This is a genomic window from Neobacillus camarae (assembly GCF_054950115.1).
This window is the reverse complement of the sequence record NZ_JBUCKX010000001.1, coordinates 836,245-856,944: the sequence shown is the minus strand read 5'-3', so window position 1 is coordinate 856,944 and position 20,700 is coordinate 836,245. Positions and strand designations below refer to the sequence as shown.

Sequence of the window (20,700 nt, the reverse complement as noted above, 5' to 3'; positions counted from 1 at the left end):
CTTGCCTGAGATGTTATTTTAATGGCTCAGTTAAATATGGCAGTTGGTGGCATCGAAAGGAGCTCAGCAGCCCACGGGGTGCCGGAGAGCCTTCTCGCCCCGTACCCGTAGGAGGCTAGTTATCCGCTCCATCAACAAATTTTCAGAAAAATCAGTAATATCATTTAATGAGCATTAAAAATAAAAAAGGCTGACATGTAAAGGATATTTCCTAAACGTCAGGCCCTTCTTGTAAAAATCATTCATTTGAAATCTTTTATCAGACGGTTTCAGCAGAAGTGTCTGCTTTTTTGGCAATTCGGTAGGTTAATTCACCTTTATAAATTTCCTCCAGCGCTTTACCGACATACTTATGGGACACATATTTTGGAAGCCGCTCATCTTTTACCTGTGACATCAAACGGGCACGTTTCGCTGCAACCGAAACCAGTGAATATTTTGAGTCTATTTTTTCTAATAAAGAATCTATAGAAGGATATAACATTTTATTCTGCCTCCAGTAACTTTTTATAGCGTTGTTCGACTCGTTCCCTGCGGCAATGCTCAGCGGTCACGATTGCTTTAATCCGCTCGCAAGCGAGTTCAACTTGGTCATTTTCGACGACATAATCATATAATTCCATCATTTCTATTTCTTCACGTGCTGTCAACATCCGGTTGGTTATAATGTCTTCAGTTTCGGTTCCCCGGGTAACAATCCGGTTTTTTAACTCACCGAGGCTAGGTGGCATCAGAAAAATAAATAGCCCTTCAGGGAATTTTTCCCGAACTTGACGCGCTCCCTTTACCTCAATTTCTAAAAAGACATCCTTGCCGGCATCCAGCGTCTGCCGCACATAATCAACAGGAGTGCCATAATAATTACCAACAAATTGAGCATACTCCAGTAATTTCCCCTGTTCGATTAGCTCTTCAAATTGTTCTCTTGTTCTGAAAAAATAATCGACCCCATCGACTTCTCCTTCGCGGGGTTTGCGGGTAGTTACCGAAATCGAATATTCGAAAGCTGTGTCAGGATGTGAAAAAATCTCTTTTCGAACCGTTCCTTTACCTACACCGGATGGTCCAGAAAGTACAATTAGCAAACCTTTCTCTTGCATTTTGGAAAAATCCTACCCTTCCTCAATAGTATCATCACGGTCCGTCAAGCGGTGAGCAACTGTTTCCGGCTGGACGGCTGAAAGGATTACATGGTCACTGTCCATCACAATCACAGCACGGGTCCTTCTTCCGTATGTAGCGTCAATCAATGATCCCCGGTCCCTGGCATCTTGAATAATCCTCTTAATTGGAGCAGATTCCGGACTGACGATGGAAATTATCCGGTTAGCCGAAACAATATTTCCAAAACCAATATTAATTAATTTAATCGACATTGCTTATCATCCAATCATCAATAATATATTTTGACCGTGTAAAGCCGTTTCTAAACCATGCTTACTCAATATTTTGAACTTGCTCCTTCAGCTTCTCAAGCAGGCTTTTTATTTCCACGACTTTTTTTGCGATAGCTGAATCATTTGCTTTTGATCCGATGGTATTAGCCTCACGGTTCATCTCTTGAACTAGAAAATCCAATTTTCTGCCGATAGGTTCCTGTGCTGCCAATGTTTGGGTGAATTGCCCGATATGGCTTTTTAATCTTGTAATTTCTTCATTAATATCCGCCTTCTCGGAAAAAACGGCGGCTTCGGTTAACAATCGGGTTTCATCAAGTTGTCCATTGGTAAATTCCAGCATTCTTTTCATTAAACGTTCTTTAAATACCTCAACTACCTGCGGGGCATAGGTTTCAAGTTCCGTAAGATTGGACTCTATCTGACTGATAATTACTTGCAAATCCTTATTTAATTCTTCCCCTTCTGCTTGCCTCATTCGCTTAAGCAAAACAGCTGCTTGCTCCGTAGCGGCAAGCACCAATCGGTTTAATTCCTCATTTCCCGCTTCACTTTCTTCAATATGTATAAGTTCAGAATAGCTTAACAAATCTTTAAGTGACACAGTTTCTCCGACCCCGTACTTTTCACGGGCCTGGATGATAAATTGATAGTATTGATCGACCAAATTCCAATCAACATGCAGTTTGCGGGTGACGGCGCCCTCTCCCTCTAAACTCACATAAACTTCCGCTCGGCCACGCCGGATATACTGGTTTAATGTTTTCTTTATCTTATCCTCTATTTGTAAAAGCTGCCTGGGCATTCGGACATTTATTTCGCAAAACCGGTGATTGACTGTTTTCACTTCCACATTCACAATATACGACCCGGATTCAGCCCTTCCTCTTCCAAAGCCCGTCATACTGATAACCATCTGCGCACATCCAATCTTTTAAAAAATGACTGGGTCTATTCAAAAAAAAAATCAAAAGGTAATAGATTGGATTCTATTACCTTTTGGATTATAACATACTTTATTTCGTTTTTCTTAACAAAAATGTTCCAGCCAGTAAAAAAGTTGGTATCGAAGATAAACCAAGAATGAGCAGCCAGTCCTTGGCCGCGATTGGCAGCGTATGGAAGATTGGCTGCAGCGGCGGGTAGTAAATGACGGCCAGCATTAAAATCAGGGACGAAATAACAGCCCATACTAAATATTGATTTCCAAACGGGTTTCTGGACAACACTGATTTTTCACTGCGGCAGTCGAATACATGGATAAGCTGTGCCATCACCAGTGTGGCAAAAGCCACTGTCTGGGCATATGGCAATTGTTGCGGGTCACTATGATAAACAATCATAAACGCGAGTAGCGTGACTATTCCAATCAAAAATCCACGTGATACAACCTTCCAGCCCAAACCGCGCGAAAAAACTCCCTCATTTGGACTTCTAGGCCCTCGCTTCATGACATTTTCTTCCGGCCTATCCAGACCAAGGGCCATTGCTGGAAGTCCATCCGTTACAAGGTTTACCCATAAAATCTGGATTGGCAATAGTGGAAGCGGCAATGCCAAAATCATCGCAAACAGCATCACCAATATTTCCCCAACATTGGAAGCAAGCAGGTAACGAACGAATTTCCGGATGTTTTCGTAAATATTCCGGCCCTCTTTAATAGCGCCTTTGATGGTGGCAAAGTTATCGTCCAATAATATCAAGGCAGAAGCTTCCTTGGCGACATCCGTGCCGGTGATGCCCATGGAAACTCCGATATCTGCTGCTTTTATTGCAGGAGCATCATTTACCCCGTCGCCGGTCATGGCGACAATATGGCCTCGATTTTGAAGCGCATTGACAATTTTCAGCTTATGTTCGGGTGAAACTCGCGCAAACACCGCCACATCCTCCACAATATCTTCCAATTGCTCTACTGACATGGCAGAAAGGGCATTTCCATCAAGAACCTTGCTCTTTTTCGTCAAGATTCCCAAATCCGAAGCAATCGCTTTTGCCGTTATCACATGATCACCGGTAATCATGATGGTTTTAATTCCAGCCTCTTTACATTCTTTAACGGCAGTTTTTACTTCAGGCCTTGGCGAATCGATCATTCCCTGGATCCCGATAAAGGTCAGTTTTTTCTCCGCTTCCTTTTCGCTTAAAATAACTGTATTTGCTGGAATTGGCTTAAAGGCTACCGCAATCGTCCTTAGTGCCTTTGAAGCGAGGCTTTCTGTGGCTCCTTGAACCTTTGCTTGCACTTCCTTTGCCAGGAATTGTGTTCTCCCATCCCAAAGAATCGATTCACATACTCCCAAAACAACATCAGGGGCCCCTTTTGTGACAATAAAATGCCTGCCTTGCTTATCTTTCACATGAACACTCATCATTTTCCTCGCGGAGTCAAATGGAAATTCGTGAATAATTTGAAAGTCTTCAAGTAATTTAGGACGGGTAAAACCGGCTTTCATGCCGCTCACCATCAGCGCTCCTTCGGTTGGGTCGCCATCCAGCATGTACTCATTGTCTTTAAGATTTATTTCCGATTGATTGCATAACATCCCAAAGATCAACATTTGTTGCAAGGGTTTTTCGTCTTTAGGGGATATTTTCTGTTCACCGCGATAAAAATCCCCCTTCGGTTGATAACCTACACCATCTACCGTCCAGGTTTGCCCGCCGCTCCATAAATGGGTCACCGTCATTTTGTTTTGGGTCATGGTCCCCGTTTTGTCGGAACAGATGACAGATGCGCATCCTAATGTCTCAACGGCAGGCAGTTTGCGGACAATCGCATTTTGTTTTATCATTTTCTGCACACCAAGGGATAACGCAACGGTAACAATAGCCGGAAGCCCTTCCGGTATAGCTGCCACAGCCAATGAAACTCCGGCCAAAAACATGGTGTAAAGCTCGTGTCCCTGCAAGACGCCAATCGCGACAACGAGTACTGTCAAGACTAAGGCCACCGTAATCAGTATTTTTCCTAATTGCTCCAGCCTTTTTTGCAGTGGTGTATCTTGGGATTCAGCATTTTGAAGCAGTCCAGCAATTTGCCCCATGGCTGTATCCATCCCGGTTGCAATGACGGTTCCGATCCCATTGCCCCTAGTAATCATCGTTCCCATGAATGCGATATTTTCCATATCGCCAATGCCGGGATTGGGATTTTTTAAACGATCCACGTGCTTGGTGACGGGTACCGATTCCCCAGTAAGTGCCGATTCTTCAATTTCCAGGCTTTTTGACTCAATAACACGGACATCGGCTCCAATCCGGTCGCCGCTGGTAAACTTCATGACATCTCCAATCACTACTTCTTTTGAAGGGATTTTCACCCATGTCCCGCTTCTTAATACGGTAACCTGTGGTGCTGAAAGCTCCTTTAGCGCCTGCAGGGATTTTTCGGCACGTCTTTCTTGATAAAATCCCAGAAACCCATTTAAAATCACAATGGCAATAATCGCAATTGCATCAATATATTCACCCAGCAAACCGGAAATCAGGGTGGCTGCAAGCAAAACCAACACCATAAAGTCTTTAAATTGGCTGAAAAATAACAACAGGGCTGATTGCTTCTCCCCTTCATCCAATTCATTGTAGCCGTAACGCTTGATTCTTTTTGCTGCTTCTTCCTGTGACAATCCGGAAGAAAAGTCGGTTTCTAAAGCCTTTTCTACTTGATTAATCTCCATCTCATGGAACCTCATCCGACCATCTCACATCCCCCTTATAAAGCTAATCTAAAGAAAGCTTATTCAGGGTCGTCCAAAAAAATGCTATGATTATATAGAGACTTAACGGAAACTATCCGGAGAGTTGAAATTAGGACAGAAGTCCAAAACGGGATATACTTATTAAATCAATATGTTCCAAGTAAAGGATGTTTTCCATGTCATTTGATGGTTTATTTACAAAAGCAATGAGCAATGAATTATCACAGTCGTTAACAGGCGGCCGTATTAATAAGGTCCACCAGCCTTATAAAAATGAAGTGATCTTAATAATCCGGGCAAACGGGGTAAACCACAAGCTGCTGCTGTCGGCCCACCCAAGCTACGCAAGGGCGCAGCTTACCCAGGAGGGGTATGATAATCCCAGCGAGCCTCCTATGTTCTGCATGTTGCTGCGTAAGCATATTGAAGGGCATATTGTGGAGAATATTCATCAGATTGATAATGACCGGATTGTTATTTTCGAAATCAAGGGCCGAAACGAGATTGGCGATATCAGTTATAAGCAGCTGATTGTTGAAATCATGGGCCGGCATAGCAATATCATATTAGTGGATAAGGACAAGAATTTGATTCTGGATTCTATTAAACATATATCTTTTGCCGTGAACAGCCATAGAGCCATATTGCCGGGCCAGCCCTATATTTCCCCTCCTGAGCAGCATAAATACAATCCATTTCAAGCAAGTCCTGAAGTTGTCCTAAGCGTTTTGGATTTTAACGGAGGAAGGTTGGACCGGCAACTGGTGGAACAATTTGCAGGGATTTCTCCCCTGTTTGCCAAGGAAGTCATCTTTCAAAGCGGCCTTGCCAACCGGACAACAGTCCCGGATACTTTTACTCGGTTAATCGGGAAAATTGCAATCGGTGAAATTACTCCGTCCATTATGGCTGCTGATGGGAAAGAAAACTTCTATCTTCTCCCGCTTGAGCATCTTCAAGGGGAAGTCACCCAATTTTCGTCCTTAAGCGAAATGCTGGACCGGTTTTACTTTGGTAAAGCCGAACGCGATAGAGTAAAACAGCAGGCACATGATATTGAACGCCTTATCTTGAATGAAAAAGAGAAGAATGAAAACAAAATTATCAAGCTCGAGGCCACCTTAAAACATGCAGAGCAGGCAGAAGAGTTTCAACGGTACGGTGAATTGTTGACAGCCAATCTGTATGCCGCCAAAAAAGGGATGCAGGAAATTGAGGTTTTAAATTATTATGATGAGGCGGGCGGTAACTTAACCATTCCGCTTGATCCTCGGAAGACACCATCGGAAAACGCCCAAAAATATTTTTCTAAATACCAAAAGGCCAAAAATGCGGTTTCCGTAGTGTTGGAGCAAATCGAAAAGGCACAGGAAGAAACGGCGTACTTTGATACGTTGTACCAGCAAGTTGTAAACGCGGCCCCCAAGGACATCCAAGAGATTCGCGACGAACTAGTCGAAGGCGGCTATATTCGGGAGCGCCAAAAAAAGCAGGGTAAAAAACCCCATAACGCAAAGCCTATTCTTGATTATTTTCATGCCTCTGATGGAACGGAAATTGTCGTAGGCAAAAATAATAAACAAAATGATTATTTAACCAACAAGCTGGCGGCCCGTGATGAGATCTGGCTTCACACGAAAGATATTCCGGGTTCCCACGTCGTGATTCGCAGCAAGGAGCCGAGCGAGCAAACGATTAAAGAAGCAGCCATGCTTGCCGCTTATTTTAGTAAAGCAAGAAATTCCAGCTCTGTCCCGGTTGATTTTACGAAGGTACGCTATGTAAAAAAACCAAGCGGTGCCAAACCTGGTTTTGTGATTTATGATAACCAGCAGACGGTATATGTCACACCGGACGAAGAATTGGTCCTTAACCTGAAAAAGAGTTAACCAAAAATAAAGCCCCGGGTTGGTCCGGGGCTTTATTTTTGGTTTTTATATATTGATTCCTTGCTGCTCGATTCGCTTGCTCCATTCGGCAGGGTCATTGCTCCATTCAAGCAGACTTTCCTTGTCATTTCCACTAATATATTCTTTTTCAATTGCCGTTTCAATTAACGTTGGAAAGTCCGTCAGTGATTGACTGATAATACCTGCCTCTTCAAAGGCTTGTCTCCCTTTTTGCAGGCCATAGGTAAAGATGGATATAACCCCCAGAACCTCACAGCCTGCTTCCCTTAATGCTTGGACTGCGGTAATCACACTGCCGCCTGTTGAGATTAAATCTTCCACTACAACTGCCTTCTGCCCCGGTTCAACCTTGCCTTCAATTTGATTCCCCTTGCCATGGCCTTTTGCTTTAGAGCGTACGTAGCACATAGGCAAGTCGAGTATTTCACTTACCCACGCGGCATGTGGAATTCCTGCGGTTGCCGTACCGGCAATCACTTGCACCTCAGGGAAGTTTTCACGAATGAGTTCAGTTAGTCCTTGGGCAATTTCTTTTCTAATAGTAGGATACGATAACGTTAGACGGTTATCACAATAAATCGGGGACCGGAGTCCAGATGTCCAAGTAAATGGATTATTAGGTTTTAATGCTACCGCTTCGATGCTTAGTAGTCTTTCAGCTATTATTTTTTTCATGATTGTACTCCTCCCCATGCTTGTATCCATTGTTGATAACTTTTAAACGGGTCCGCTTGCTTAGTAATCGATCGGCCGACCACTATGGCACTCACACCCGCACTTCTAGCAAATTCCGGGGTGGCAATTCGCTTTTGATCTCCCGTCTGATCGGATTGTAAACGAATCCCCGGGCAGACCGTTAAAAAGTCCGGACCCCTATGATTGCGAATGGTAAAGGACTCTTGTGCAGAGCAAACGACACCGTCCAACCCAGCAGATTTTGTTAAGTCAGCATAGTGCAGGACCGATTCAATTAATGATACTGGAATCAGCTGTTCTGTTTGCATCTGTTCCTCTGACGTACTCGTCAATTGAGTAACGGCAATGCAGGCTGGACGCTTCCGGCCGTCGCTTGTACCGGCTTGGAGGCCTTCGATGGCGCTCTCCATCATGTCCCTTCCGCCTGCTGCATGAACATTGACCAAATCAACGTTGAGCCGGGCCAGCCCTTTCATTGCCCCATAAACTGTATTCGGAATATCATGGAGCTTCAAATCCAGGAAAATTTTGTGACCATGCTCTTTTAAAAGAGAAATGATCGATGGACCTTCCTGATAATATAATTCCATGCCGACTTTTACAAACAGCTGCGTTCCTCTAAACGGCTGCAAAAACGATTCAACTTCCACCCTGCTGGGGAAATCAAGCGCGATGATAAGCGGGTGTTCCATGTTGCTTCCAGCTCCTTCCTGTACATTCACTGATGTGTTCAATCCCTAGTTTATCCAACAATTCCGGAAGTTCGTTTATAATGGAAGGACAGATAAATGGATCGACAAAATTGGCTGTGCCTACCGCAACCGCACTGGCGCCTGCATAAAAGAATTCTATCACATCCTCAGCAGATTGGATGCCGCCCATGCCTATAATTGGGAGCGATACGGCCTGGCTCACTTCATAAATCATGCGAATTGCTACTGGTTTAATCGCAGGACCCGACAAACCGCCTGTCCGATTGGCTAGAATGGGCTTCCCTGTCTTTAGATCCAGCCTCATCCCTACGAGTGTATTGATCATGGTGATTCCATCTGCGCCGCCAGCCTCAACTGCCTTGGCCATTTCCACAATATTGGTCACGTTTGGCGATAGCTTTACGTAAACAGGTACCTCCGAAACTTGCTTCACTTTACGGGTCAATTCCTTTGCCACCTCTGGTATGGTGCCAAAGGCAATGCCTCCAGTTTTAACGTTTGGGCATGATATGTTTAACTCAAGAGCGTGAACATTGGGAGCAGTTGATATTTCCTTTGCAACTTTCACATAATCCTCTTCAGTAGAACCGGCAACATTGGCAATGATCGGCACATCATATTGTGACAACCACGGAAGTTCTTGTTCGATGATTTTCTTCATACCCGGATTTTGTAAGCCAATCGCATTTAACATACCTGATGAGGTTTCTGCCACCCGCGGTGTCGGGTTCCCGAAACGAGGTTCTGCCGTTGCAGCTTTAATCATGATGGCACCAAGTACACTTAGGTCATAAAATTGACTGTATTCCTTACCAAAGCCAAAGCAGCCTGATGCTGGCATAACCGGATTTTTCAGTTTCAGCCCCGGCAACTCAATATTCAATCTGCTCATATGAAAACCTCCCCGGCCCGGAAGACTGGACCATCCGTACATACTTTTTTATACGAGGTCCCTGATGGGTCATCCTTCTCTTTGCATACACAGGCAAAACAGGCCCCGATGCCGCAGCCCATCCGCTCTTCAAGGGATAAAAACACCTTTTGATCAGGGTAGCCTTGCTGTAGTGCTCTGAGCATCGGTACCGGTCCGCATGCATATAGACAATCAAATTGGATATCTTTTAACACATCTGTTACAAATCCTTTTGTTCCATATGTTCCATCAACTGTGGCGATGAATGTTGTTCCGTATTTTTCAAATTGCTGTTCATAAAATACAGCGGCGACCGTTTGAAAACCTAAAACATGAATGACCTTTACCCCTTTTGCCGTCAGCTGTTTGGACAATTCATAAAGCGGCGGAACTCCAATTCCTCCACCAACAAGGACTGCCGTTTCCCCGGGAGAGACCTCATCAACCGGGAATCCATTTCCCAGCGGTCCAAGGATATCTAACTCCATTCCTGCCCTCATTTCGGATAGCATTTGCGTGCCTTTTCCATCTTTTCGATAAATTAGCGTCATTTGGTTGGAAACGGGATTATAGGAAGAAATACTGATTGGTCTCCGTAAAAGAGGGTCCCAATGATTTGAGACCCGAATGTGAACAAATTGACCCGGAGCGGTGATTTCACGGACTAATTCCGCTTGAACAATCAGTTCATAAATATCGGCTGCGATTTCGGTTTGGCTAAGAATTTTACAGATTTCCTTTTTCATCATGCAAACACAGCCTCCCTTTCAGGAGTATTCATGGCTTCCGTAGAGAAATTCATCGACTCAATTACCTTTAGGATGGCATCGGCTGTATCAAGCGATGTTAAACATGGAACTCCGTTCTCAACTGCTTCACGGCGGATTCGGAATCCATCTCTCTCTGGCTGTTTGCCTTTGGTCAGAGTATTAATGATAAACTGGGCTTCACCCTGATGAATGACATCCAGCACGGTTTGGCCGTCTGCGCCAATTTTCTCCACTACCTTAACAGGAAGTCCTGCTTGAGTAAACAATGCTGCGGTTCCGCTGGTGGCCATCAGTCTATAGCCGTTTGCGAAAAACCTTGCGGCAATCTTAAGGGCTTCTTGTTTATCCTTATCGGAGACTGTAAACAAGACCGTTCCGAATTTCTGAATGGAAATCCCTGATGCAACTAAGCCTTTATATAATGCTTTTTCCAGTGTGGAATCCTTGCCCATCACTTCCCCGGTCGACTTCATCTCTGGCCCAAGAGTGATATCCACATCTTTTAACTTTGCGAATGAGAAGACTGGGACCTTGACAAAAACCCCTTTCTTCTCAGGAACCAAACCTGGATTGTACCCTTGGTCGGCTAAAGAGAACCCTAAAATCGCTTTGGTCGCAATTTTAGCCATTGGAACATTCGTAATTTTGCTTAAGAATGGAACGGTCCTGCTTGATCTTGGGTTAACCTCAAGAACATATACTGAGTTGTCCGCTACCACATACTGAATATTCAACAGCCCGACAATCCCAAGTCCTAAGGCTAATTTTTCCGTATAGTTCACCAAAGTTTGTTTTATGTCTTCCGATAACGTCTGTGGCGGGTATACAGCAATGGAATCTCCCGAGTGGACTCCTGCCCGCTCAATATGCTCCATGATACCTGGAATGATTACTTGTTTCCCGTCACAAATCGCATCCACTTCAATTTCTTTCCCAGTGATATAACGGTCAATTAACACTGGATGCTTAGGATTAATTTTTACTGCATTTTTCATATAATGGAGCAGTTCTGCCTCGTTGTATACAATTTCCATTGCCCGGCCGCCAAGTACATAGGATGGTCGTACTAACACAGGGTAGCCAATTTGCTCTGCAATGACGAGTGCTTCTTCCACCGATAATGCTGTTTTTCCAAGCGGCTGTGGTATATCGAGTTCTTCCAGTGCCTGTTCAAACTTATCACGGTTTTCCGCACGATCTAATGCTTCTAAGCTGGTACCTAGAATCTTCACTCCGTTTTCAGAGAGTTTTGCCGCTAGATTAATAGCCGTTTGTCCGCCAAACTGCACGACAACGCCCATTGGTTTTTCTAAATCTACGATGTGCATCACATCCTCGATGGTCAGCGGCTCAAAATAAAGCTTGTCAGAGATACTAAAGTCAGTTGAAACCGTTTCAGGATTATTATTGATTATAATTGCTTCATAGCCTGCTTCTTTAATGGCTTTAACAGAATGGACTGTTGCATAATCAAATTCAATCCCCTGACCAATCCGGATAGGGCCGGAACCGAGAACAATCACGCTTTGCTTCTTTGTGACCAGGGACTCATTTTCTTCTTCATAGGTACCGTAGAAATATGGAGTTTCCGACTCAAATTCGGCTGCACAGGTATCTACCATTTTATATACTGGAATAATATTCAGATTCTTACGGAATTCGTAGATATCTGTTTCGTTTGCTCCCCATAGCTCGGCAATCTTCTTGTCCGAAAATCCCTTCTGTTTTGCCTCTTTAAGCAGGTCCCCATGGAACGGATTTGCGGTTAACTTTGTTTCAAGCTCAATGATTCTTTCAAATTTCTTTAGGAAAAATAAATCCATTTCGCTCCAGTCATGGATCGTTTCAATCGTTACTCCACGCTTTAGGGCTTCAGCGATGTAAAACAACCGTTCATCTCCTGCTTTGCGGATGCGCTTTTCGATTAAGGAATCATTAATTTCAGCCGCACCGTTTAATTCAAAATGATAAACACCAGATTCAAGCGAGCGAATTGCTTTTAATAAGGATTCTTCAAATGTCCTGCCAATGGCCATAACCTCGCCGGTAGCCTTCATTTGTGTTCCCAGTCTTCTGTTTCCTGATTCAAACTTATCAAACGGCCATCTTGGAATTTTCGTTACAATATAATCAAGAGCCGGTTCGAAGCTGGCATAGGTTTTCCCCGTTACCGGGTTCAGCATTTCATCTAATGTTAAACCGACGGCAATTTTAGCTGCAAGCTTGGCGATTGGATAACCGGTTGCCTTTGATGCGAGGGCAGAGGATCGGCTTACCCTTGGATTTACCTCAATCACATAGTAGTTATAACTGTTTGGGTCCAGTGCGAGCTGCACATTACAGCCACCCTCAATACCGAGCGCACGAATAATTTTCAATGAAACATTACGGAGCAGCTGATATTCTCTATCTGCAAGAGTTTGGCTTGGTGCGACGACAATGGAATCCCCTGTATGTACGCCGACAGGATCAATATTTTCCATATTACAAACGACAATCGCATTATCTGCACTGTCACGCATGACTTCATATTCAATTTCTTTAAAGCCTGCTATGCTCTTTTCGAGCAGGCATTGATGAACCGGGCTGTTTTTCAATCCGCTTGTGACAATTTCCTCAAGTTCCTCTCGATTGTTGCAAATACCACCGCCAGTGCCGCCTAATGTGAAGGCAGGGCGGACGATCACCGGAAAGCCAATTTTGTCAGCAAAAGCAATCGCTTCGGCTACCTGATGAACGATTTCACTTTCAGGTACCGGCTGTTCTAGTTCGTTCATTAGCTCGCGGAATAATTCACGGTCCTCAGCCTGATTGATGGCTGACAACTTGGTACCTAGAATCTCAACGCTACACTCGTCTAGGACTCCCGATTTTGACAATTCCACAGCTAAGTTCAACCCCGTTTGGCCGCCAAGCGTGGCTAAAAGGGCATCTGGCCGCTCTTTGCGAATGATTCGGCTGACAAAATCGACTGTCAATGGTTCAATATAGACCACATCCGCCATCTCTGTATCGGTCATAATGGTGGCAGGGTTAGAGTTTACAAGAATCACACGGTAGCCTTCTTCTCTCAGAGCGATACACGCTTGTGCACCGGCATAATCAAATTCCGCTGCTTGGCCGATAATGATGGGTCCTGATCCGATTACTAAAATGGAGTGAATATCTTTACGTTTAGGCATGGGATGCAACCTCCTGTTTTTGTGATTCCATTAATGCGAGAAATTGATCAAATAAGGCATTGGCATCTTCCGGTCCTGGTGAAGCCTCCGGATGGTATTGAACCGTAAAGGCAGGGAAATCCAAATGCTTTAAGCCTTCAATTGATTCATCATTGACTGCAATATGTGTAACCGCTAATCTAGTATTTTTTATGGATTCCATCTCAACTGTATATCCATGGTTTTGTGAGGTAATCGCCACTTTTCCAGTTTCGAGGTCCCTTACAGGGTGATTGGATCCGCGATGTCCGAACTTCATTTTGACTGTGTCGGCGCCGCATGCAAGTGCGAATAATTGATGCCCCAAGCAAATTCCAAACAACGGAACTTTTCCCAGAACTCCTCTCAACATATCGACTGCTTCTGGTACATCCTTGGGGTCCCCAGGTCCATTGGAAAGCATGATTCCGTCCGGACTTAAGTTTAGGATTTCTTCTGCTGTTGTATAGTAAGGAACCACCACAACATCGCAGCCACGTTCATTTAGTTCACGTAATATTCCATGTTTCATGCCAAAATCCACAAGGACTACTCTTTTCCCTCGACCCGGACTTGGGTACGCATTTTTAGTTGATACTTGCCGCACTTGATCGATAGGAAGTTTTGTTGAACGCAGTTTGTTCATCACTTCCTGTGCATCGGCTTCCATACTGCAGATGGCCCCTTTTAAAGTGCCATACTGACGAATGATTCTTGTTAATTTTCGTGTATCAATCCCGGCAATGCCTGGTATCTTTTTCATTTCAAAGTATTCGTTTATGGTAAATTCGCTTCTCCAATTAGAAGGAAACTCAGCCGCTTCTTTTACGATAAAGCCTTTTACAGCCGGATGAATGGATTCAAAATCATCCCGGTTAATCCCGTAGTTCCCGACCAATGGATAAGTAAGAGTAACTAGTTGGCCGCAATAAGAAGGGTCTGAAAGAATTTCCTGGTAACCTGTCATACCAGTATTGAATACGACTTCTCCTATTGTTTCTGTGTCACTCCCAAAACCTTCGCCTACAAAGATTGTACCGTCTTCAAGAATTAATTGTTTCTTCATACTGTAACAGCTCCCTTTTCCCAAACGATGTTTCCTTCTGCGATTGTTAATACAGGCCACCCTTTACAATTCCATCCAGAAAATGGTGTATTTTTACCTTTTGATAAAAATTCATCCGGGCTGATCATCCGCTCTTCATTCAAATCCAGCAGTACTAAATCGGCCGGAGAACCCACTTCTAATGTTCCATATGGAAGTCCGAAGCTTCGAGCAGGTTTTATTGTCATCCAGTCAATCAGCTGCTCTAATGAAATAATGTTTTTTAATACAAATTTCGTATAGAGCAATGGAAAGGCTGTTTCTAGTCCAACAATACCAAATGGTGCCAAGAGCATTCCTTCATTCTTCTCTTCGGCCGTATGCGGGGCATGATCCGTCGCAATAAAATCAATCGTTCCGTCTAAAAGACCCTCGATTAACGCCTGCTTATCAGCGTCGTCGCGAAGCGGGGGATTCATTTTAAAGTTAGGGTCAAGTCCTGGAATGTCATCTTGACTTAATAATAAATGGTGTGGTGTTACTTCCGCAGTGACATGAATCCCCGCCCGTTTTGCGTCACGCACCGTCCGGACCGATTCCTTTGTACTGATGTGGCAGACATGATAATGGCAGCCAGAAGCTTCAGCCAACAGGACATCTCTAGCGATTTGCACCGACTCACAAACGGAAGGTATGCCATTTAAACCATGCTGTTTTGCGAATGTCCCTTCATGAACACTGCCCTTATTAATTAAGGAATTGTCTTCGCAGTGCGCTACAATCGCCATATTTACTTCTTTTGCTTTCTTCATGGCCTCAAGCATTTTTGCGGCCGATTGAACGCCAACCCCGTCATCGGTAAATGCAAATGCTCCCGCCGCTTTTAAGGCCTCAAAATCTGTCAAATCCTGCCCTAGTTGTCTGGTGGTAATCGATGCATACGGCAGGACTCGGACATTTGCAGTTTCCTTAATCCGTTTCTGCAGGTTCTCCATTTGTTCCTTTGTATCTGGTACCGGTCTTGTATTTGGCATCGCTGCTACGGTAGTAAAACCGCCGCGTGCTGCTGCCTTTGTGCCAGTCGCGATCGTCTCCTTTTTCTCTCCCCCTGGCTCTCGAAGGTGGACGTGAAGATCAACAAATCCTGCAGAGACCAACAGCCCTTCAGCATTGATAGACCTGTCTGCACTCTCAGTAACTTTTTCTTGTATTTTAGTAATAATCCCGTTTTCTATTAAAATATCGTTTTGTTTCTTTTCCCCATTAGATGCTATGTAACATGCGTTCTGAATAAGTAGTTTCATATTGTTTTCCTCCTTGTAAACTTTCAAGTGCGCGTTTTAAAACCGCCATCCTGACAAACACACCGTTTTCCATCTGTTTAAAGATTCTTGAACGGCTGCATTCAACCAGGCTGTCAGCTATTTCAACATTACGGTTAACGGGTGCCGGATGCATAATGATGCTATGTGGTTTCATCCTCTTTTCTCTTGCTGTTGTTAAACCAAATTGCTGATGATATTCACCTGCTGAAAAACTTTCTCCCTTTTGATGCCGCTCATGCTGAACACGGAGCAGCATAACAACATCCGCTTGCGTCATCGCTTCGTCAATGGGGCGATATTTCGAAAAATTAAAGCCCCTTGTGTCAAACCATTGCTCAGGTCCTGAGAAAATAACTTCGGCACCCAGTCTTGTCAGGACGTCAGCATTAGATCGAGCTACCCGGCTATGCCGGATGTCACCGATAATCGCAATTTTCAGCCCGTCAAAGCGGCCAAATTCTTGATAAATCGTCATTAAATCGAGAAGGGATTGGGTTGGATGGTGTCCACAGCCGTCGCCGCCATTTATGATTGGGATATTCACTTTTCCTGTCAGTTCGTCGAAGTAGCGGTCTTGATCATGACGGATCACTATCGCTTTTACCCCTATAGCTTCCAATGTTTTCACCGTATCGTAGAGGGTCTCCCCTTTTTTTACACTCGATGTCTGCACTTCAAAAGGGATGACTTCTAAGCCTAACTTCCTTTCGGCCATTTCGAAGCTGCTTTTCGTTCTCGTACTTGCCTCAAAAAATAGGTTTGCGGCAAATATCTGTTCTTCCGGACACCATTTCATACCGCGTTTAAATTGTCCAGCATCATTCAATATTTGATAAATTTCCTCAACAGTTAACTCATTTGTGGTTAATAAATGATGCAACATTCCATCTCCACCCTTCTAATTTGACTAAAAAACACCCTGACGCTTATGTCAGGGTGTCAATTAGATGTACTCAGTCAGAGGAACGGAAGTTTATCATTCCTCTAACTTTGAGCACGAACACCCTTATAAGCCTCTCCGGACTTCATTTAAAAGGTTTTCTTATTTTATGCGGTTTTCTTACCATCTCCTGAACTGGTCTCAAACATATTATCATCGGCAATCTGACGTCCAGGGAGAATCAGATTCAGCAGGACTCCGATAATGGCCGCCAACGCCATCCCTTGAATTTCAATATTAAACGGAAGTTTTACAATGGCTCCGCCAATCCCGATTACTAATATGACAGAGGAAACCACGAGATTCCGGTTATTGGCAAAGTCAATTTGACTGTCGACTAACATTCTCAAGCCCGATGAAGCAATGATTCCAAAGAGCAGAATGGACACACCGCCCATAACTGGAGTTGGGATTGTACTGATAAGTGCGGTGATTTTTCCGACAAAACCAAAGATAATCGCGAACACTGCCGCACCGGCAATGACATATACACTATAAACCTTTGTAATCGCCAAGACACCAATATTTTCTCCATAGGTTGTTTTTGGAGGGCCGCCGATTAACGATGAAATCAGTGTTGCCGTCCCATCTCCAAGGATGGATCTGTGCAGTCCTGGCTCTTTAATATAGTCTTTTCCCACTACCTTGCTCAGCACAAGCTGATGGCCGATATGTTCTGAAAGAGTCACTACAGCGACAGGCACCATAAGGGCTGCTAAATCCCATGTGAATTTCACTTTATAGCTGACAAAAGGAAAGAGAAAATCCGGCATTTCGAACCAGTGTGCTTTTAAAACCGGCGTAAAATCCACAATGCCAATGATTAACGAGTAAATGTATCCGATAATAATACCGGCCAAGATTGGAATAATGCTTAACATTTTCTTTGCATAAATCGTAAAGATGATCGTTGCTGCCAATGTGACCAAGGCGGCGGAAAAGTGCAGCATACTGTATTTGCCTGCGGGATTATTCATGGCCATACTCACCGCAGTTCCTGAAAGGGCCAAGCCTATAACAATGATGACAGGACCGACAACGATTGGCGGCAAAAGATTCATAATCCACTTGTGCCCAGCACGGCTAATGACAAGGGATACCAGACCGTAAACTAAGCCAGCCAAGAAAGTACCGGCCATGGCTGCTCCCGGCCCGCCTGCGGCCTTAGCGGCTATAACCGGCGCAATAAACGCGAACGATGAACCTAGGTAGGCAGGAACCTGCATTTTGGTAATCAATAAGAAAGCCAAGGTCCCCAAGCCGCTTGATATCAAGGCAATTGCCGGACTTAGGCCGACAAGATATGGGACGAGTATGGTGGAACCAAACATCGCAAATAGGTGCTGGAGGCTTAATGTCAGCCATTGCGACAGTTTTGGTCTATCATTAACATCTAAAATGATTTTGTTATTCATATACAATCTCCCCGGATTTGATTTATATAATTTTTGTTTAGCATTTGCTTTATCTTAAAAAAATAACCCTCTTAATCCATGAGGGACAAAGAGGGTTTAGAAAAGCCATCAATCGCTTGCGGCAATTCCCCTTTGTCAGCCTCACGGGACTGAAATTAAAAGGGCGGTATTTATTTGTCGTAAATGCTGACTTGGTCAATCTGGTCCACTTCGGACAGCTCCACCATAATTTTTTCTTCACTCGATGTTGGGATGTTTTTCCCCACGTAGTCTGCCCGAATCGGGAGCTCACGATGGCCACGGTCGACTAAGACAGCCAACTGAATCGCTGCCGGCCGGCCGATATCTATCAGCGCGTCTAACCCGGCTCTTACTGTACGGCCTGTATACAGAACATCATCCACTAAAATCACTTTTTGATTGTTAATGTTGTACGGGACGTCGGAACCTTTCACCACCGGTTCTTGATTGGCAGTTTTAACGGTTAAGTCATCTCGGTATAGCGTGATGTCCAGTTCACCAACCGGAATGGGAGTGCCTTCAATTTCTTCAATTTTAGCGGCCAAACGCTTTGCTATGTAGATTCCCCTGGTGCGAATTCCCACTAGGATACAATGATCGATGCCTTTATTTTTTTCGATTATTTGATGCGAAATTCTCGTTAAGGCCCTGCTGATTGCTTGCTCGTCTAGAACAATCGCTTTTTGACTCATATGTTTGCACCTGCTTTTAGAAGAATTAAAAAACCTCTCAACCGATGATGGCGAGAGGAAAGAGTTAGTTTTAAATCACAGGCATTCCCATGCCTGTTAACCGTTCCTTCTCAGCCTCACGGGACTGACTTAAAGGCTTATTTGACTAAAGCTATCTTACTGTAAATCCTAACCCCTGTCAACGATTATTTCTCAAGGAATCGAGCAATTGTTCCATATACTCGGGCAAAGGGGCTGAAAACTCCAAATATTCATTTGTTCTCGGATGGATAAATCCGAGAATGCCAGCATGCAAAGCCTGCCCGCCCAAATCCAGCGTCTTCTTCGGGCCGTACTTAGGGTCACCTGCCAGCGGATAGCCAATGTATTTCATATGAACCCTGATTTGATGGGTTCTGCCTGTTTCCAATTGGCATTCAATAAAAGAAAAATCTTTAAACCGTTCCAGGACATGAAAATGAGTGACTGCGTGCTTCCCATTATCTACCACTGTCATGCTCTGCCTGTCCTTCGGATCCCTGCCAAGGGGTGCGTCAACGGTGCCAAAATCATGAGGAATGATTCCATGGACCAAGGCCAAATATTTTCTGGTAACCGTTTTTTTAACTAATTGGTTGACTAAACTTTCATGTGCCATGTCATTTTTAGCCACCATTAATAAACCGGAGGTGTCTTTGTCAATCCGGTGGACAATCCCTGGCCGGAGCACTCCGTTAATTCCCGATAAATCTTTACAGTGAGCCATAAGGCCATTTACCAATGTTCCAGTCAAATGTCCAGGTGCAGGATGGACCACCATTCCCTTAGGTTTATTGACAACCAGTACATCCCGGTCTTCGTAATAAATATCCAAATCCATTTCTTCAGGTAAAACATCCAGTTCTTCCGGTTCAGGGATGTTAATCTCCAGCCGGTCATTGAGACTGCATTTATAATTAGGTTTTACCTTCTTGCCGTTCACAACGACATTTCCATCTTTTATCCATTCTTGGACTTGTGTCCTAGACCATTCCTCATTCAGGCTGGAAACGACTTTATCGATCCGGTCACCTGCTTGTTCTTCAAGAATGGTTTGATCCATTTTCTCCATACGACTTCTCCTTTGACGACTTCTCTTCCAACAGCATTTGAATAATCAACAATCCTACTCCAATTACCAACGAGGAATCGGCAATATTAAAAACAGGAAAGTTATATCCAAAAATAAACGAATGAATAAAGTCGACTACTTCTTTCCTGAATACCCGATCTATAAAATTCCCAATGGCTCCCCCTAGCATAAATGCGAGGGATACGCCTAACAGCCGTTTTCCTTTAGCATGTGTCTGCATGTAATATATAATGGCGGCAATGACAATGATGGTAATTAAATAAAACAGCCACATTTGTCCTTGCAAGATTCCCCATGCAGCCCCGCGATTGCGATGGGATGTAATATACAATACATTCTCAATGACAGGTATACTTTCTCCAAAATACATTTTGGTTAAAATCAACCATTTGGTAAACTGATCCAACAAAATAATAAAGATCGCGATTAAGTAATAAAACACCAAAAATTACCCCCACAAAATAGCCTAAACTCATTCTTTTGAATTTTAGCATACTTAATCGCTTGTTCACAATGTTACTTACTTAAAATGAGGGTAAAATTGGTTTTTTGAGATAGCTGATCATATCCTCTGTATCTTTGGCCGACCTGATGGTGGGAATCATTTTGATCAGGTCGGCCGGAAGCAATTCCCCTGATAGTTCACATTGACCGTATGTACCATCGGTTAATTTTTGCAGAGCAATTTGTACATCCTGCAATTCCTCTTGCAACAATGGTGTCATCCAATCATACGTGTGTTTATTTCTTAATGACTGTTCAATTTCAAATTTGGTTTGACGGAGTTCCTTTAACATCTTTTCCTGCAAAGCATTCATAGTGTTGTTACCTCCGTTTCGTCATTTGTTTTA

At 43.9% G+C, this 20,700-nt stretch carries 18 protein-coding genes and 1 pseudogene; 1 reads left to right on the top strand and 18 read right to left on the bottom strand.

The annotated features are described in order from the left end of the window. Nucleotides 1–259: 259 nt before the first annotated feature. From rpoZ to ACY8D0_RS04150, 5 genes are all read right to left on the bottom strand, one after another. Entirely contained in the window at nt 260–484 is a 225-nt protein-coding gene (gene rpoZ / locus ACY8D0_RS04170) for a DNA-directed RNA polymerase subunit omega (protein WP_462409221.1), read from the bottom strand. A gap of 1 nt (nt 485) precedes the next feature. Then, complete coding sequence (gmk, locus tag ACY8D0_RS04165) at nt 486–1,100, bottom strand: guanylate kinase (protein ID WP_462409220.1); 615 nt, start codon at nt 1,098–1,100, stop codon at nt 486–488. Between the two features lie 12 nt (nt 1,101–1,112). Beyond that, nucleotides 1,113–1,376 carry an extracellular matrix/biofilm regulator RemA gene (remA, locus tag ACY8D0_RS04160; protein WP_042456244.1) on the bottom strand — a complete coding sequence of 88 codons (264 nt, stop codon included), beginning with the start codon at nt 1,374–1,376 and terminating at the stop codon, nt 1,113–1,115. Between the two features lie 61 nt (nt 1,377–1,437). Beyond that, nucleotides 1,438–2,313: a YicC/YloC family endoribonuclease gene (locus ACY8D0_RS04155; RefSeq protein ID WP_462409219.1), complete on the bottom strand. Its 876-nt coding sequence runs from the start codon at nt 2,311–2,313 to the stop codon at nt 1,438–1,440. Between the two features lie 100 nt (nt 2,314–2,413). Next, nucleotides 2,414–5,092, bottom strand: a complete 2,679-nt coding sequence (locus ACY8D0_RS04150) for a cation-translocating P-type ATPase (RefSeq protein ID WP_462409218.1) — start codon at nt 5,090–5,092, stop codon at nt 2,414–2,416. A gap of 182 nt (nt 5,093–5,274) precedes the next feature. Here ACY8D0_RS04150 and ACY8D0_RS04145 point away from each other — a divergent pair, with 182 nt between their 5' ends. Then, nucleotides 5,275–6,987: an Rqc2 family fibronectin-binding protein gene (locus ACY8D0_RS04145; RefSeq protein ID WP_462409217.1), complete on the top strand. Its 1,713-nt coding sequence runs from the start codon at nt 5,275–5,277 to the stop codon at nt 6,985–6,987. 45 nt (nt 6,988–7,032) lie between these two features. On the opposite strand, the gene pyrE is transcribed toward ACY8D0_RS04145, so the two are convergent. From pyrE to ACY8D0_RS04080, 13 genes and pseudogenes are all read right to left on the bottom strand, one after another. Continuing rightward, entirely contained in the window at nt 7,033–7,683 is a 651-nt protein-coding gene (gene pyrE / locus ACY8D0_RS04140; protein WP_462409216.1) for an orotate phosphoribosyltransferase, read from the bottom strand. Then, entirely contained in the window at nt 7,680–8,396 is a 717-nt protein-coding gene (pyrF, locus tag ACY8D0_RS04135) for an orotidine-5'-phosphate decarboxylase (protein WP_462409215.1), read from the bottom strand. Before pyrF ends, pyrE begins: the two co-directional genes overlap by 4 nt. Beyond that, nucleotides 8,368–9,309, bottom strand: coding sequence for a dihydroorotate dehydrogenase (locus ACY8D0_RS04130; protein WP_462409214.1), 942 nt, complete (start codon nt 9,307–9,309; stop codon nt 8,368–8,370). Before ACY8D0_RS04130 ends, pyrF begins: the two co-directional genes overlap by 29 nt. Continuing rightward, on the bottom strand, nt 9,306–10,079 hold the full coding sequence (locus ACY8D0_RS04125) for a dihydroorotate dehydrogenase electron transfer subunit (protein ID WP_462409213.1): 774 nt from the start codon (nt 10,077–10,079) through the stop codon (nt 9,306–9,308). Before ACY8D0_RS04125 ends, ACY8D0_RS04130 begins: the two co-directional genes overlap by 4 nt. Then, complete coding sequence (gene carB / locus ACY8D0_RS04120) at nt 10,076–13,282, bottom strand: carbamoyl-phosphate synthase large subunit (RefSeq protein ID WP_462409212.1); 3,207 nt, start codon at nt 13,280–13,282, stop codon at nt 10,076–10,078. The genes ACY8D0_RS04125 and carB overlap by 4 nt, the downstream gene beginning before the upstream one ends. Beyond that, nucleotides 13,275–14,366 (bottom strand): carbamoyl phosphate synthase small subunit, encoded by a 1,092-nt coding sequence (locus ACY8D0_RS04115; RefSeq protein WP_462409211.1) that lies wholly within the window; start codon nt 14,364–14,366, stop codon nt 13,275–13,277. Before ACY8D0_RS04115 ends, carB begins: the two co-directional genes overlap by 8 nt. Next, entirely contained in the window at nt 14,363–15,649 is a 1,287-nt protein-coding gene (locus tag ACY8D0_RS04110; RefSeq protein WP_462409210.1) for a dihydroorotase, read from the bottom strand. Before ACY8D0_RS04110 ends, ACY8D0_RS04115 begins: the two co-directional genes overlap by 4 nt. Further along, complete coding sequence (locus tag ACY8D0_RS04105) at nt 15,609–16,550, bottom strand: aspartate carbamoyltransferase catalytic subunit (protein WP_462409945.1); 942 nt, start codon at nt 16,548–16,550, stop codon at nt 15,609–15,611. The genes ACY8D0_RS04110 and ACY8D0_RS04105 overlap by 41 nt, the downstream gene beginning before the upstream one ends. 167 nt (nt 16,551–16,717) lie before the next feature. After that, nucleotides 16,718–18,025: a solute carrier family 23 protein gene (locus tag ACY8D0_RS04100; RefSeq protein ID WP_462409209.1), complete on the bottom strand. Its 1,308-nt coding sequence runs from the start codon at nt 18,023–18,025 to the stop codon at nt 16,718–16,720. A 170-nt stretch (nt 18,026–18,195) separates the two neighbouring features. Then, nucleotides 18,196–18,741: pseudogene (gene pyrR, locus ACY8D0_RS04095) on the bottom strand (bifunctional pyr operon transcriptional regulator/uracil phosphoribosyltransferase PyrR); the annotation flags it as partial. A gap of 175 nt (nt 18,742–18,916) precedes the next feature. Then, nucleotides 18,917–19,828 (bottom strand): RluA family pseudouridine synthase, encoded by a 912-nt coding sequence (locus ACY8D0_RS04090; protein WP_462409208.1) that lies wholly within the window; start codon nt 19,826–19,828, stop codon nt 18,917–18,919. Continuing rightward, nucleotides 19,800–20,291 carry a signal peptidase II gene (lspA, locus tag ACY8D0_RS04085; RefSeq protein WP_462409944.1) on the bottom strand — a complete coding sequence of 164 codons (492 nt, stop codon included), beginning with the start codon at nt 20,289–20,291 and terminating at the stop codon, nt 19,800–19,802. The genes ACY8D0_RS04090 and lspA overlap by 29 nt, the downstream gene beginning before the upstream one ends. An 82-nt stretch (nt 20,292–20,373) precedes the next feature. Next, nucleotides 20,374–20,667 carry a hypothetical protein gene (locus ACY8D0_RS04080; RefSeq protein WP_462409207.1) on the bottom strand — a complete coding sequence of 98 codons (294 nt, stop codon included), beginning with the start codon at nt 20,665–20,667 and terminating at the stop codon, nt 20,374–20,376. Nucleotides 20,668–20,700 lie beyond the last annotated feature (33 nt).